Origin of the sequence: Rahnella sp. AA (assembly GCF_002834385.1) — a bacterium.
GTDB lineage: Bacteria > Pseudomonadota > Gammaproteobacteria > Enterobacterales > Enterobacteriaceae > Rahnella.
Genome location: NZ_PITQ01000014.1, coordinates 43,079 through 57,934, shown reverse-complemented (window position 1 = coordinate 57,934; position 14,856 = coordinate 43,079). Strand labels below are relative to the sequence as shown.

12 protein-coding genes are annotated in these 14,856 nt (G+C 51.7%); 6 read left to right on the top strand and 6 right to left on the bottom strand.

The window, feature by feature from the left end:
* The first annotated feature begins 4 nt into the window (after positions 1-4).
* Positions 5-2,287: a glycogen debranching protein GlgX gene (gene glgX, locus CWS43_RS24065; RefSeq protein ID WP_101079684.1), complete on the top strand. Its 2,283-nt coding sequence runs from the start codon at positions 5-7 to the stop codon at positions 2,285-2,287.
* 16 nt (positions 2,288-2,303) lie between these two features.
* Here glgX and CWS43_RS24060 read toward each other — a convergent pair whose 3' ends face one another.
* Positions 2,304-2,918, bottom strand: a complete 615-nt coding sequence (locus CWS43_RS24060; protein ID WP_101079683.1) for an FMN-dependent NADH-azoreductase — start codon at positions 2,916-2,918, stop codon at positions 2,304-2,306.
* Positions 2,919-3,039: 121 nt separating this feature from the next.
* Here CWS43_RS24060 and CWS43_RS24055 point away from each other — a divergent pair, with 121 nt between their 5' ends.
* Complete coding sequence (locus tag CWS43_RS24055) at positions 3,040-3,942, top strand: LysR substrate-binding domain-containing protein (RefSeq protein ID WP_101079682.1); 903 nt, start codon at positions 3,040-3,042, stop codon at positions 3,940-3,942.
* Positions 3,943-3,946: 4 nt separating this feature from the next.
* Here CWS43_RS24055 and apbE read toward each other — a convergent pair whose 3' ends face one another.
* Positions 3,947-4,987 (bottom strand): FAD:protein FMN transferase ApbE, encoded by a 1,041-nt coding sequence (apbE, locus tag CWS43_RS24050; RefSeq protein WP_101079750.1) that lies wholly within the window; start codon positions 4,985-4,987, stop codon positions 3,947-3,949.
* 107 nt (positions 4,988-5,094) lie between these two features.
* Positions 5,095-5,661, bottom strand: coding sequence for a DNA endonuclease SmrA (gene smrA / locus CWS43_RS24045; RefSeq protein ID WP_101079681.1), 567 nt, complete (start codon positions 5,659-5,661; stop codon positions 5,095-5,097).
* 215 nt (positions 5,662-5,876) lie between these two features.
* On the opposite strand from smrA, the gene CWS43_RS24040 reads away from it, so the two are divergent.
* Together CWS43_RS24040 and CWS43_RS24035 are read left to right on the top strand one after the other, a co-directional pair.
* A complete protein-coding gene (locus tag CWS43_RS24040) occupies positions 5,877-6,692 on the top strand; it encodes a mannosyl-3-phosphoglycerate phosphatase-related protein (RefSeq protein WP_101079680.1) in 816 nt (271 codons plus the stop codon).
* Positions 6,693-6,811: 119 nt separating this feature from the next.
* On the top strand, positions 6,812-8,032 hold the full coding sequence (locus tag CWS43_RS24035) for a glycosyl transferase (RefSeq protein WP_101079679.1): 1,221 nt from the start codon (positions 6,812-6,814) through the stop codon (positions 8,030-8,032).
* A 104-nt stretch (positions 8,033-8,136) separates the two neighbouring features.
* Here CWS43_RS24035 and CWS43_RS24030 read toward each other — a convergent pair whose 3' ends face one another.
* Positions 8,137-9,162: a TerC/Alx family metal homeostasis membrane protein gene (locus CWS43_RS24030; RefSeq protein WP_101079678.1), complete on the bottom strand. Its 1,026-nt coding sequence runs from the start codon at positions 9,160-9,162 to the stop codon at positions 8,137-8,139.
* 446 nt (positions 9,163-9,608) lie between these two features.
* Between CWS43_RS24030 and CWS43_RS24025 the strand changes: the two genes are divergently transcribed.
* Positions 9,609-10,364, top strand: coding sequence for an FNR family transcription factor (locus CWS43_RS24025; RefSeq protein WP_013575564.1), 756 nt, complete (start codon positions 9,609-9,611; stop codon positions 10,362-10,364).
* A 135-nt stretch (positions 10,365-10,499) separates the two neighbouring features.
* The gene (gene uspE, locus CWS43_RS24020; protein WP_101079677.1) at positions 10,500-11,459 is read left to right on the top strand and encodes a universal stress protein UspE; all 960 of its coding nucleotides are present in this window, start codon (positions 10,500-10,502) and stop codon (positions 11,457-11,459) included.
* Between the two features lie 71 nt (positions 11,460-11,530).
* Here uspE and pntB read toward each other — a convergent pair whose 3' ends face one another.
* Both pntB and pntA read right to left on the bottom strand, forming a co-directional pair.
* A complete protein-coding gene (gene pntB / locus CWS43_RS24015; RefSeq protein ID WP_101079676.1) occupies positions 11,531-12,922 on the bottom strand; it encodes a Re/Si-specific NAD(P)(+) transhydrogenase subunit beta in 1,392 nt (463 codons plus the stop codon).
* A gap of 9 nt (positions 12,923-12,931) precedes the next feature.
* Positions 12,932-14,461, bottom strand: coding sequence for a Re/Si-specific NAD(P)(+) transhydrogenase subunit alpha (pntA, locus tag CWS43_RS24010; RefSeq protein WP_101079675.1), 1,530 nt, complete (start codon positions 14,459-14,461; stop codon positions 12,932-12,934).
* Between the last annotated feature and the right edge of the window lie 395 nt (positions 14,462-14,856).

The window sequence follows — 14,856 nt, the reverse complement described above, 5'->3', positions numbered from 1 at the left end:
GAGTATGGCAAAGGCCCGGTCAGGTAAAATAAGTAAACCCGCTGCAAAAACGGAAGACGTTCATCCGATCCCATCCCACACACAGGTCGATATCGCCGTAGACGAATTTGGCGTGCGTATTATTCATCCCTACAGTGAGGGCGAAATTGTCCGCAGCTTTGATTCCGGGCACACCACGCGGGTGCGTGAAGGATTACCGGTGCCTCTGGGCGCGACCTGGGACGGGCTGGGCGTAAACTTCGCCCTCTTTTCCGCTAACGCCACTAAAGTGGAATTGTGCCTGTTCAATGAAAATGGCGAACAGTTCGACGTGATCGAACTGCCGGAATATACCGACGAGGTCTGGCATGGCTATCTGCCGGATGCCCGCCCCGGCTTGCTTTATGCCTATCGCGTTCATGGCCCTTACGCCCCGCACGACGGTCATCGCTTTAACCCCGCCAAACTGCTGCTTGATCCTTACGCCAAACAGATTGTCGGCGAACTGAAATGGGACGATGCCCTGTTCGCTTATGACATGCAAAGCCCGAAGAAAGACCTGCATATTGATAACCGCGACAGCGCAGAGTTTCTGCCCAAATGCCGCGTTATCGACCCGGCGTTTTCATGGGCGCGTTCGCGCAAGAGACACATCCCGTGGGAAAAGACGCTGATTTATGAAACGCATGTACGTGGCTATACCATGCGCCATCCGGCAGTGCCCGAGCATTTGCGCGGTACGTTTTCCGGCATGAGCACGCCGCACATCGTAGAATACATCCGCTCGCTGGGCGTGACGTCGGTCGAGCTGATGCCGGTTCATGCCTTCACCGATGACCGCCATTTGCAGGATAAAGGGCTGCATAATTTCTGGGGTTACAACACACTGAGTTTCTTTGCGCCACACCCGCAATATATGGCGACGCACACCGTCAATGAATTTAAGCAGATGATTGCCACGTTTCACGCGGCAAACATTGAGGTCATTCTGGACGTTGTTTACAACCATACGGCAGAAGGTAACGAACTTGGCCCGACGCTGTCTTTCAAAGGTATCGATAACGCCAGCTATTACCGGCTGATGCCGGATAACAAACGCTATTACATCAATGATACCGGTACCGGAAACACGCTCAACCTCAGCCACCCGCGCGTATTACAGATGGTGACCGACTCCCTGCGCTACTGGGCCACCGAAATGCAGGTTGATGGTTTCCGGTTCGATCTGGCGACCATTCTCGGGCGTGAAAGTTACGGTTTTGACGAAGGCTGCGGGTTTCTGGACACCTGCCGTCAGGATCCGATCCTCAGCCAGTGCAAACTGATTGCAGAGCCCTGGGACTGCGGCCCCGGGGGTTATCAGGTTGGTGGTTTTCCACCGGGATGGATGGAGTGGAATGATCGTTTCCGTGACACCGTGCGCACATACTGGCGCGGCGACGAAGGACAGCTGGCGCAGTTTGCGACACGCCTTTCAGGCTCGGCGGACCTGTTCAATCATCGCGGGCGGAAACCTTACGCGTCGGTTAATTTTATTACCGCCCACGACGGTTTCACGCTGAATGACTGGGTGTCGTACGCCAGTAAGCACAACGAAGCCAACGGCGAAAATGGCAAAGACGGCAGTGATAACAATATTTCAGCGAACTATGGTGTCGAGGGGCCGAGTGATGATCCTGCGATTAATGAACTGCGGCTGCGCCAGATGCGCAATATGCTGGCAACCCTGATGTTCTCGCAAGGCACCCCTATGCTGCTCGCCGGCGATGAGTTTGCACGCTCGCAAAACGGCAATAACAATGCGTACTGTCAGGACACCGAAATTGCCTGGGTAAACTGGAATGTGGAGGAAAAAGGTCAGGCGATTCTGCTGTTCACTTATCGTCTGATTGCCCTGCGTAAGCGCTTCCCCATTTTGCATCGCGGACGTTTTCTGACCGGCGCACTGCATGAAAAACTGGGTGTGAAAGATGTCAGCTGGTTCCAGCCGCAGGGGGCTGAAATGACCGATGCGGCCTGGAAAGACCCGCATGCCAAATGCATCGCTATGTTGCTCGATGGCCGGGCACAGCCGACAGGTTTGCTGCGCCAGGGATCGTTAAGCACCGTGCTACTGCTGTTCAACGCCTCACACAAAGACGTTGTGTTCACGCTGCCTTCCGTTGCACACGGCGAAAGCTGGCGGCATATTTTCGATACCTTCCAGCCCGATGACGTCAACGAGCATAATTTTGAATTTGGCCGTGAGTACATCTGCACATCCCGCACGGTGGTATTGTTTGAGCTTATCAGCGCCGCGAAACATTAAACCGGCCCGCGCTGCTTCAGTGACTGAGGCACTGAAGCAGCGTATCACGCCCTTCTGCCAGCGCTTTTTCGCGGCCAATCGTCTTGCGGTTCACGCCTTCGGCACGAATGATATGGCAATCCGCCACGCCCATCAGATCCAAAATAGAGGCCAGATACGGTTCCTGGAAATCATGCGGCAGGGTTTCCGGCGTGCTGTATATGCCGCCACGGCTTGACGCAATAAATGCCGTTTTGCCGGGGATCAGCCCGATCACGCCCTGCGGCGTATAGCGGAAAGTCAGCCCTTTCTGGCAGACCTGATCCAGCCAGGCTTTGAGATTGCTTGGAATTGAGTGGTTGTACATCGGTGCGCCGATAACCAGCACATCACAGGCGGTCAGCTCTTCGATTGACTGATAAATCCCGTCGAGTTCTGCCTGCAGTTGCGGAGTAATCACTTCATCCTGTGCGTTGTGCAGCAGGCTCATGGCCGCTGCAGAGAGATGCGGCGGCGGTGTGACGCCCAGATCGCGGTACGTCACCTGTGCGCCAGGGTTACGTGAGCAAAGCTCGGCGACAATCATGGCAGACAGCTCGCGGGTGACGGAACCGTCGGTGAACGGGCTGGAATCAAGGTGTAAAATTTTCATCGATTTTCCTGTTTCATTATGTTTGGTTGAATGAATACAGGGTAATCGTTGTCGTAATAATTAAAAATACTTAATATCGCAACGCATCGTCTCATTATTGCAACGACGGAGTTATCTACCGATGAATGAAGATCTCAATGACATGGCCTTGTTCGCCGCCGTGGTCAAACACCAGGGATTTACCGCCGCCGCCCGTGCGCTTGGGGTGTCGAAGTCCCTGCTCAGCCGCCGGGTTGACGCGCTGGAAACCCGCCTCGGCGTGCGTTTGCTGCAACGCACATCGCGCCATTTTTCGGTGACCAGCATCGGTGAATGCTACGCAATAGAATGTCAGAAATTATTGCAACAGGCGCAGGCGGCACGGCAGGTCATTGACGATTTGCAGCAGAACCCCCGCGGCCTTCTGCGGGTTTGTTCACCCGTGATGATGGCCGAAATGGTCATCGCGCCGCTGATGACAGAATTTCTGACCCGCTTTCCCGATATTCAGCTGGAGCTTCTGGCGATCAACCGGTCGGTGGATTTACTGGAAGAAAACTTCGACGTCACCCTGCATTCGCACAGTGAACCGCTGGACGACTCAGGTCTTTACCGTAAAGCACTGGGCATGCTCCGCTACGTTCTGGTTGCCAGCCCGGCATTTATCAGCGCGCTGCCGTCCCCGCCATCAGCCGATCAACTGAGCTATCTGCCGACGCTGGTACGTAAAACGCCGTGGGCGGCCAGCCACTGGCAGCTGTCGCACCCGCAGGAAGGCGCCCGTAAAGTGACGTTAACGCCGAAGTTGATCAGCAACAACCTGCTGGTGCTGCGTCAGGCAGCGGTTGACGGCCTGGGTATCGCACTGCTGCCTGAAATGGCCTGCAAGGAAGATTTAGCCACCGGCAGGCTGAAAGGCTTTCTGCCGGACTGGCAGACACCACCCTCTGAGATTTCAGCGCTGTATGCCAGCCACAAAGGTCAGTCTCCGGCGTTACGTGCATTTCTCGATTTTTTGGCAGAGAAACTACACGGGACGCGGTGAGCCATTACTCCGGATCTTTCAGATAGGCTTTGAACTGCGGGGACATATACGTTTTGAAGGTATCACCTTCTTTGGTAATCAGGTACACCGCCAGATGTTGTTTCTCCGCCAGTGCCAGCGCCTTGTGCGTACCGAGTACCATCAGGCCGGTATCCCAGCCGTCCGCTTCCAGCGCGGTGGGCGCAATAACCGTCGCTGAAACCAGTTTATGCGTGATTGGTGCACCGGTCGCCGGGTCAATAATATGCGATAGCCGTTTGCCGTCGAGTTCGTAGTAATTACGATAACTACCGGAAGTGCTGATGCCCATCCCCTGCAAATCAACAATCGCCTGCACGGCGGTTTCTTTATCCGTGGGTTTCTGAATCGCCACCTGCCACGGCTTACCCTGAGCATTGTGCCCGCGGGAAACCACTGCACCGCCGACAGACACCAGATAATTGCTGATACCGTTGCCTTCAATTAAACGCGCCAGATGATCGGTCGCGTACCCTTCGCCCACGGTCGAGAGATCAACATACATGCCCGGTAAATCTTTTTGCAGATACTGACCGTCACTTTGCTGGATCACTTTCAGATGCTGTAGCCCGATGCGCTGACGCGCAGCAGCAATCTGTTCCGGCGTCGGCGTTTTCACCGGCTGTTTGTCCGGCCCGAACCCCCACAGATTCACCAGTGGCCCGACGGTGATATCCATTGCGCCCCCGGTCAGGCGGCCAATCCGGATAGAGGTTACGACCGCATCAGCCATACCTGCGCTGACCGGCTGTGGCACGTTGCCCTGATACTGATTAAAACGCGAGAGCACGGAGTCATCTTTGTAGGTGGAGAGCTGATGGTCGTCATCCGCCAGCTGTGCTTCGATTTGCGCCCGCAACGCATTTTCCCGGTTTTTATCCACGCCTGCCAGGCTGACACGGTAAAACGTGCCCATCGTTTTACCTTCGATAACCAGTGGCTCAGAAGCCTTGCGGTCGCAGGCAGATAAAATACTGACGCCACACAGGAGGAGTGCGCAACGCAAATAAACCGGTTTTGGGAACATGAAAAATAGCTCAATTAAGCGCCCGTCGCCGGGCATGAAAAGTATCAGGACAGTAAGGGGTAACGCTTAAACCACAGCGCAACAGATTTTCTGTGGCGCAAACATCGCTACCGGCTGCGCTTGGCGTGACGCTCCCAGTTTTCCTGCTTTGCCTGTGCGCTTTTCTTCAGCGCCACATAGCAGGCTCCGGCTCCACCATCTTTTTGTATGGCGACACAAAATGCCTGAACATCATCCAGTTGTTTCAGCCATTTCGCGATATAGCTGCGTACAATATTTGCATGGCTTTCGTCATCACGGCCACGCCCGTGAATGATCAGCAAGGTGCGTAAATTTTCGGCCTGCGCCTGACAAAAAAAAGTGAACAGTTCCTGACGGCACTGCTCAACGGGTTTACGCAACAGGTTCAGGCTGGCCTCCAGCGGATATTTTCCCTGCCGGAGTTTATCTAACACCCCTTGCTGTACACCATCGTGTTTGTATTCAAGAGGCTCATCATAGGGCTGAATATTGAGAAATCCGGTGGTCAGCGGGTTCTCACGAACCTCATTGACGGGATCGGTATTCACCTTGTTCCCTGCGGCTGCGTTTTTGAGGTAGACCACCCGTTTATCCGATGCCAGAGGCTCTACACCTGCCATTTCCTGACTGAATAAATCATCATCTTCGCTCATCTGCTTACCTCTTTTTCAGCGGTGTGACTGCACCAAATTATCCCTGTAAACCCCCTGCGGGTAAAGTCGCGAGCCTCGCGATGTTGCCGGGTAATGATTCCGGAAATGTCGCGTCAGCCGGTAAAACTCATTTTTATATCTATACTTAGCTGCTGGGGCAGAAATAAATCGACAAAGATTAACGTCCGATCCCCAACCATAATTGAGGAAAAATGATGCTCTACCTTGATGATCCTTTAATTATTTTTACTGACCTTGATGGCTCGCTGCTTGACCATCACGATTACAGTTGGCAACCCGCACAACCCTGGCTGGATAAGCTTTTGACGGCACAGATACCGTTAATTTTAACCACCAGTAAAACCCCCGCCGAAGTGACAGGGCTACAGTCTGCCCTGCACCTGACGCATCAACCCTTTATCGCTGAGAACGGCGCAATTATCCACTTGCCCTCCGGCTGGCAAACAACGGATACGGCTCCTTTTCACATCACCGGCGCGGGTTACAGTGATATCCGCCAGACGCTGGTGCAACTGAGGCAGCATCATGATTTTGAGTTTCGGGGGTTTGGTGATGTGACACCGAAACAGGTTGCTGCCTGGACCGGGTTATCGGAACAGGCTGCAGAACTCGCCATGCAACGTGAAGCTTCCGAGCCGCTGGTATGGTTTGGCAATGATCTGGATTTTGCCTGTTTAAAAAAATGTCTGGCACGGGAAGGCCTGGCGCTGACGCGCGGAGGTCGCTTCTGGCATGTAATGGGCGCTGATGCCGGTAAAGGTCAGGCGGTGCAATGGCTTTCTGCCCGGTATCAGCAGCTACGCGGTCAGCCGGGGGTCAGCATCGGGCTGGGCGATGGCCCAAATGATTTATCAATGCTGGACGCGGTTGATTACGCCGTGGTGATTAAAGGCCATCATGCGCATGAAATGCCGCTCAGCCGTGATGACGCGGCCCGCGTTTTTCGCACCACCGAATTTGGGCCACAGGGCTGGAGCCAGGGGCTGAATCATTTTATTACCCTTCTTTGAAGGAAAAACCGAAAAGGTAAATTACTTTATTACTGAATTGTTTCTGCATTGTTTATCGTTCTGTGTTTACAGAGAAGACTTCCAATAATTTTATCTATTCTAAAATTGGAGAATACCGTATGAGCGATTTTTATCAGGATGGTGTCATTACTAACTTTCATAATCTGACGAACCGCAAAGTTGAAGAACTGGAATATGATTTGCAGGTGTTTTCAGGCCGCCGTTCCATGGGATTAATATTACCCTCTCTGTTTTCAGAACTTGAAGGCCCTGCGCTGACCCGCATTGTAGATGAACTGACAAAAGTCCCGTATCTGGAAGAAATAGTCATTGGTTTGGATCGCGCAGACCGCGATCAGTTTTTATTTGCCCGCGAATTTTTCTCCCGTCTTCCGCAGCGCCACCGTATTTTATGGAATGACGGCCCGCGTCTGACGGCGCTGGATAAAGAACTCAAAAAAGAGAATCTGTCCCCTAATGAACCGGGTAAGGGCCGTAACGTGTGGTTCTGCGTCGGTTATACGCTGGCCTCCCGCCGGACTTCCGTTGTGGGGCTGCATGATTGTGACATTGTCACGTACAGCCGCGATATGCTGGCACGCCTGATGTATCCGGTCGCTAATCCAAATTTCCATTATGATTTTTGTAAAGGCTATTATGCGCGTGTAGCAGACGGGAAATTTAATGGTCGCGTCGGGCGTCTTCTGGTCTTCCCGTTACTGAAATCCCTGCAAATCGTTTACGGCCATTCCGACTTCCTGGAGTATCTGCGCACTTTCCGCTACCCGCTTTCCGGCGAGTTCGCCATGCGTACGGACGTGCTGAATGATTTACGCATTCCCAGTGACTGGGGGCTGGAAATTGGAGTGCTGTCGGAACTGCATCGTAATACCGCCACTAAGCGAATCTGCCAGGTGGACATTGCCGACAATTACGATCACAAGCATCAGCCGATGTCAGAAGATGACGCCACCAACGGTTTGCAGCGTATGAGTATCGACATCACCAAAGCGCTGTATCGCAAAATGGCGATCCTCGGCGTCAATATCACCAGCGAATCTTTTCGCATCCTGAAAGCAACGTATTATCGCAATGCACTGGATATGATCGACGGATTCGAAAATGATGCGCGAATGAATGGCCTGTCCTTTGACCGCCACAGTGAAGAATCTGCCGTTGAACTGTTCTCCGCCGCCATCATGCAGGCGGGCCAGGCGTTTGTAGATACACCAAGCGAAAAGCCTTTTATTCCAAGCTGGAGCCGGGTGCAATCGGCTTTCCCGGACATGCTGGATCGCATTCATGAAGCGGTGGAAAAAGATAACGAGGGTGATGTGTAGCGCCGGATATTCTTATCCCTGCAAAAGACAAAAACGCTGCAAATGCAGCGTTTTTTTATCGGACGACGGCTGAGAACTTAATTCGCCGGAAAAACCAGGTCGTGTCAGGCCGCCTCTTTTTTCCCCGGAAACAGCAGGCTGGCTATGATCCCCAACGCCAGAACGCCGAGCACCACATACAGACTGACCAGTGCACTGATTTCCATACCGTGGTGCCACAAATGATTACTCGAATTGAGTGCCAGTTTTGCCGCCACGAAGAACAACAGAAAGATGACCGATTTCTCCAGATGTACCAGATACTTACGCAGCGCTTCCAGTACAAAATACAGGGTGCGCAAGCCGAGCACGGCGAACATCATCGCAGAATAGACAATCAGCGGTTCACGGCTGACAGCAATCACGGCGGGCACGCTGTCAAACGCAAACATCAGGTCAGAAATTTCAACCACGGCAATACACAACAGCAACGGCGTAGCGTAGCGCACGCCCTTTTTCACGGCAAAGCTAAAACCCTGATTTTCGGGCTTAGCCAGTTCAGCTTCCACCTGTTCGCTGCTGACCAGAAAATGCGGGCCAACCAGTTTCGGGAACACCGGGAAGAAACGGCGTACCAGGCGGTTAGCAATGTGATCGGAATAATCATCATTTTCCTCATCATCATCGCCTGCACGCATCATCAGTACAGCGGTCCAGAGAATGATTACGGCAAAGACCATTTCAACCCACGGCCCGAGCGCCAGCAGACTTGTACCAATGACGACAAAAATCCCGCGAAAAACAATCGCGCCAATAACACCCCAGTAAAGAATACGGTGACGGTAGCCGTCAGGCACCTTAAACCAGGCAAAAATCGCCATAATAACGAACAGGTTATCAACGGAAAGCACCTGCTCCAGCGCATAACCGGTCAGGAACAGGCTGGCGACTTCTTTGCCATGACGTATATAAAGAAAACCGGCAAACCCCAGGGAAACAACAAACCAGAATACAGTCCAGAGGGCGGCACTTTTCAGGCCAATAGGTTTGTGGCTGCGATGCGCAAAAATATCGGTCAGCAGCGCTGCAACGGCCACGACGACAAAGACAACGGTAGTTTCCAGAGGAAAACCCAAAGAATCAGACTGCATTACACCTTTCCTAAAAAGTAAACGAAAGCTAAACGAATTCAGGCATTGTAAGCGGTTGCGGGCTGAATGGGTATCAAAGTCGATCACTTCAGCGGTTTATGCCATAATCCGGCGAGATGATCTGACGCAGTAATAAGGCCAGTCAGCCCCTCGTAATAACGAACCAAAGCGGATAATAAAAATATCTCATTACCTTTAAAAATTGATTCAGTCACTTTATCCCTGAAAACTTAGATATTCTTTTTACTAATAAATTGACCTGCTCTTTAATCTCATTGATTCTCAATTCGACTTAATTCCCGACACAAATCAAAATAATTAGAAAAAAAACCCGTTTAAAATCGGGGTTTTTTAACATTTAGCCCTTTTAGACACTTATAGCTACTTATCACTCGCTGCAAAAGATGTTAAAATTGACCCATATCAATATTGCCAGAGTGACTCTTATGATCCCGGAAAAGCGTATTATTCGACGTATCCAATCTGGTGGCTGTGCAATCCATTGTCAGGACTGTAGCATCAGCCAGCTTTGTATTCCTTTCACTCTGAACGAGCATGAACTCGATCAGCTGGATAACATTATCGAAAGGAAAAAGCCGATCCAAAAAGGTCAGGCACTGTTTAAAGCCGGTGATGAATTAAAATCTCTTTATGCGATCCGCTCCGGTACCATTAAGAGCTACACCATCACTGAGCAAGGCGACGAACAAATCACGGGCTTCCATCTGGCGGGCGATTTAGTCGGTTTTGATGCGATCGGTGGCTTGCAGCACCCAAGCTTTGCACAGGCGCTGGAAACATCCATGGTCTGTGAAATTCCTTTTGAGACGCTCGATGACCTCTCCGGGAAAATGCCCAACCTGCGCCAGCAAATGATGCGTTTGATGAGCGGTGAGATTAAAGGCGACCAGGATATGATCCTGCTGCTTTCGAAGAAAAATGCTGAAGAGAGACTGGCTGCTTTTATCTACAACCTCTCCCGTCGTTTCGCACAGCGCGGGTTCTCACAGCGTGAATTCCGCCTTACGATGACCCGTGGCGATATCGGTAACTATCTCGGCCTGACCGTGGAAACCATCAGCCGCCTGCTGGGCCGTTTTCAGAAGTCCGAAATGCTGAGCGTTAAAGGTAAATACATCACCATTGAGAATCATGAAATGCTTTCTCAATTAGCCGGTCAGTCTGCTCCGGTTTCTGCCTGATAGCTTTTGTGTCGGATCAGCAAGGAATAATTTGTTGATCCGACTCAATTTCTCCTCTGTCCGATTGCTTATTCTTGGTTTACTCTGTACTTAATACACTGACCGCCGTTCTCTTACAGGTGTTAAGGAGTCCCCATGGCTAAGTATCAGAATTTACTGGTTGCTATAGACCCTAATCAGGATGACCAACCCGCCCTGCGCCGTGCCGTTTATCTGGTACAACGCAATGGTGGCCGCATCAAAGCTTTCCTGTCGATTTATGATTTCTCCTATGAGATGACCACGATGCTGTCGCCCGATGAGCGAACCAGCATGCGACAAAGCGTAATAAGCGAACGGGAAGAATGGATTAAAGAGCAGTGCCGTTATTATATCGAGGCAGGTATTTCGATTGACGTTAAAGTCGTCTGGCACAACAAACCTTTCGAAGCCATTATTCAGGAAATCATTGCCGGCAATCACGATTTGCTGCTGAAAATGGCGCATCAGCATGACCGGCTCGAATCTGTGATTTTCACCCCGACCGACTGGAATTTACTGCGTAAGTGTCCATGTCCGGTATGGATGGTGAAAGACCAACCCTGGCCGGAAGGCGGTAAAGCAGTCGTCGCCGTTAACCTCTCCAGCGAAGAGCCTTATCACGATCCGCTCAACATCAAACTTGTTAAAGAAACTATCGATCTGGCTTCTCACGTTAATCAGACCGAAGTCCACCTGGTGGGCGCGTACCCCGTCACGCCGATCAATATCGCCATCGAACTGCCTGACTTCGACCCAAGCGTCTACAACGATGCGATCCGCGGCCAGCATCTGATTGCAATGAAAGCGCTGCGTCAGAAATTCCAGCTGGACGAAAAATTCACCCACGTCGAAAAAGGCTTACCTGAAGAAGTCATTCCTGACCTGGCAGAACATTTACAAGCGGGTGTCGTGGTATTGGGTGCGATTGGCCGTACCGGGCTTTCTGCCGCATTTTTAGGAAATACAACGGAACAGGTGATCGACCATCTGAAATGCGATTTGCTGGCCATTAAGCCCGATGATTTCGAGTGCCCTATTACATCGGATGACGATGAAGAAGATGACGAAGAATAACGTCTGATCCCACAGGATGCAAAAAACAAAGGCCAGTCAACCGACTGGCCTTTTTCATTACTGATGGAGAATTACAGCGCGCGGAGGATTTTCTCTACGCTTTCTTTCGCGTCACCAAACAGCATTTGAGTGTTCTCTTTGAAGAACAGCGGGTTCTGTACGCCGGCATAACCGGTATTCATGGAGCGTTTGAATACGATAACGTTTTGCGCTTTCCACACTTCCAGCACCGGCATCCCGGCGATCGGGCTGCGCGGATCTTCCTGCGCGGCAGGGTTCACGGTGTCATTCGCACCGATAACCAGCACGACATCGGTATCGCTAAAGTCGTCGTTGATTTCGTCCATTTCCAGCACGATGTCATACGGCACTTTCGCTTCGGCCAGTAAAACGTTCATGTGGCCCGGTAAGCGCCCGGCAACCGGATGAATACCGAAACGAACCTTGATGCCTTTCGCGCGCAGTTTAGCCGTAATATCGTGAACCGGATATTGCGCCTGCGCCACCGCCATGCCGTAGCCCGGGGTGATGATCACAGAGCTGGCGTTTTTAAGCATTTCAGCCACTTCTTCCGCGCTCGCTTCATGATATTCGCCCATTTCCTCTGCATCACCGGTGGAAGAACCGTCGGTACCGAAACCACCTGCAATCACGCTGATGAACGAACGGTTCATTGCTTTACACATGATGTAAGACAGAATCGCACCTGAGGAACCGACCAGCGCACCAGTCACGATCAGCAGGTCGTTGCTGAGCATAAAGCCCGCCGCTGCCGCTGCCCAACCGGAATATGAGTTCAGCATGGACACCACAACCGGCATATCCGCACCACCGATGGAAGACACCAGGTGCCAGCCAAACGCCAAAGCAATCACGGTCATGATCAGCAGAGTAAAGCCCTGCAGGGCGACGCTGTCAGTGCGTACGAACGTCACCATCAGCAGGAAAGACACCACCAGCGCAGCCAGATTCAGTTTGTGACGATGTGGCAAAGCCAGCGGTTTAGAAGAAATAATCCCGCGCAATTTCCCGAACGCCACAATCGAACCGGTGAACGTGACAGCGCCAATGAAGATACCGAGGAAGACTTCGGTCAGATGGATGTTTTCCATCACACCTTCCATCGGCACTGCACCGTGATCCAGATAGCTGTTGAAGCCAACCAGCACCGCCGCCAGGCCCACAAAACTATGCAGGATCGCAACCAGTTCAGGCATTTCGGTCATTTCGACTTTACGCGCCAGATAAACACCAATCGCACCGCCGATCACCATCGCGACAATGATCCAGCCAACATTGCCGGAGTCAGGGCCAAGAATGGTCGCGATTAACGCAATCGCCATCCCGGTGACACCGAAAATATTACCCTGCTTGGATGTTTCATGTTTTGACAACCCGGCCAGGCTGCAAATAAACAGAATAGCGGCAACAATATATGCTGCTGTAACTAAACCCCCAGACATATATTCCCCTTAGTTCTTACGAAACATCTTCAGCATGCGCTGAGTGACGGTGAAACCGCCGAAAATATTGATACTTGCGATCAGTACGGCGACAAAGGAGAGGAAACTCACCCAGCCACCGTGGCCGATTTGCAGTACGGCTCCCACCACAATGATCCCTGAGATGGCGTTAGTCACTGACATCAGAGGAGTATGCAGCGCATGACTGACGTTCCAGACCACGTAATAGCCGACTACGCAGGAAAGCGCGAATACCGTGAAGTGGGACAGGAATTCTTTCGGGGCCACATTCGCCAGCCAGCCAAACAACACGATGGCAACGGCCATAATGATGTATTTAGTCCACGGCGATGCTGGTTTAGCCTCTGCTTTCGCAACAGGCTCAGCGGCTTTCGCAGCCTGTGGCTGCGCTGAAACCTGAATCGGTGGTGCCGGCCAGGTCACTTCGCCGGTTTTCACCACGGTCACACCACGCACAACGGTGTCTTCGAAATCTATTTCGATTTCACCGTTCTTTTCTTTGCACAGCAGTTTCAGCAGGTTAACCAGGTTAGTACCGTAAAGCTGAGATGATTGCGTCGGCAGGCGGCTTGGCAAATCGGTGTAACCAATAATTTTCACACCGTTTTCAGTGGTCGTGATTTTATCCGCGACGGTCAGCTCGCAGTTACCGCCAGTTTGCGCGGCCAGATCGACGATCACACTCCCCGGTTTCATCGAAGCGACCATTTCTTTAGTGATCAGCTTCGGTGCCGGGCGCCCTGGGATAAGCGCAGTGGTCACGATGATGTCGACTTCTTCGGCCTGAGCGGCAAACAGCGCCATTTCCGCTTTGATGAACGCTTCGGACATCACTTTCGCGTAGCCGTCACCGCTGCCCGCTTCTTCTTCGAAGTCCAGTTCCAGGAACTCAGCGCCCATGCTTTGCACCTGCTCTTTCACTTCAGGGCGGGTATCAAACGCACGAACGATAGCACCGAGGCTGCCGGCTGCACCGATGGCAGCGAGGCCAGCCACGCCGGCACCGATAATCATGACTTTTGCAGGTGGCACTTTACCTGCCGCAGTGATCTGCCCGGTAAAGAAACGACCAAATTCGTGTGCGGCTTCAACAATCGCACGATAACCGGCGATGTTTGCCATGGAGCTCAGGGCATCGAGAGATTGCGCGCGGGAAATACGTGGCACAGAATCCATTGCCATCGCCGTGACCTGCCGGTCAGCCAGTTTTTGGATCAGTTCCGGGTTTTGCGCAGGCCATATAAAGCTGACCAGCGTGGTTCCTGCCCGTAATTTATCGATTTCATCGTTTTCAGGTGCATTAACCTTTAAAACGATATCTGATTGCCAGACATCATCACTGCTGACAACCGACGCGCCAGCCTGCTCATAAGCAGAGTCTTCAAAGCTGGCTAACTTACCGGCACCTTGTTCGATAGCCACCGTAAAGCCGAGTTTCAGCAACTGTTCCACCGTTTTCGGCGTGGCTGCGACCCTGGCTTCATTGGTCAACCGCTCTCTTGGTACACCAATACGCATAGTATTCCCTTCACCCTTTTCATTGATGATTTGTGTCATCGACATAACAATTCAAGTACAAGCCTGTCGGTTAATATTCGTCACCGAACTGTGTTTTTTCAGGCTGGCTATAACCTACTGAATATCTAATCAATAATCTACGTATCACAGCGATAGTCAGGTAATTAATAATAAAAAAATTGATATAGCCCGCAAACCTGCTGCAAACGCTGAGAAACAGGCATTTAATCCACCTGATTACCGGATTTAAACCAGATCAATCACTCAGCCTTTTATTACAGTAACCCGCTCAGCGCGGGCATAAAAGTTAGAAAATAGTGAATAATTAACATTTATTTCACCACTTGGATTATTCAACAAACTTATATAAGTTATGGGCAGTAAAAAAAGTGATG

Excerpts from the sequence above, each read along its gene's own strand:
- pntB (WP_101079676.1), bottom strand. The coding sequence starts at position 12,922 with ATGTCTGGGGGTTTAGTTACAGCAGCATATATTGTTGCCGCTATTCTG.
- uspE (WP_101079677.1), top strand. The coding sequence starts at position 10,500 with ATGGCTAAGTATCAGAATTTACTGGTTGCTATAGACCCTAATCAGGAT.
- CWS43_RS24060 (WP_101079683.1), bottom strand. The coding sequence starts at position 2,918 with ATGAAAATTTTACACCTTGATTCCAGCCCGTTCACCGACGGTTCCGTC.
- CWS43_RS24055 (WP_101079682.1), top strand. The coding sequence starts at position 3,040 with ATGAATGAAGATCTCAATGACATGGCCTTGTTCGCCGCCGTGGTCAAA.
- CWS43_RS24030 (WP_101079678.1), bottom strand. The coding sequence starts at position 9,162 with ATGCAGTCTGATTCTTTGGGTTTTCCTCTGGAAACTACCGTTGTCTTT.
- pntA (WP_101079675.1), bottom strand. The coding sequence starts at position 14,461 with ATGCGTATTGGTGTACCAAGAGAGCGGTTGACCAATGAAGCCAGGGTC.
- apbE (WP_101079750.1), bottom strand. The coding sequence starts at position 4,987 with ATGTTCCCAAAACCGGTTTATTTGCGTTGCGCACTCCTCCTGTGTGGC.
- CWS43_RS24040 (WP_101079680.1), top strand. The coding sequence starts at position 5,877 with ATGCTCTACCTTGATGATCCTTTAATTATTTTTACTGACCTTGATGGC.
- glgX (WP_101079684.1), top strand. The coding sequence starts at position 5 with ATGGCAAAGGCCCGGTCAGGTAAAATAAGTAAACCCGCTGCAAAAACG.
- CWS43_RS24035 (WP_101079679.1), top strand. The coding sequence starts at position 6,812 with ATGAGCGATTTTTATCAGGATGGTGTCATTACTAACTTTCATAATCTG.
- smrA (WP_101079681.1), bottom strand. The coding sequence starts at position 5,661 with ATGAGCGAAGATGATGATTTATTCAGTCAGGAAATGGCAGGTGTAGAG.
- CWS43_RS24025 (WP_013575564.1), top strand. The coding sequence starts at position 9,609 with ATGATCCCGGAAAAGCGTATTATTCGACGTATCCAATCTGGTGGCTGT.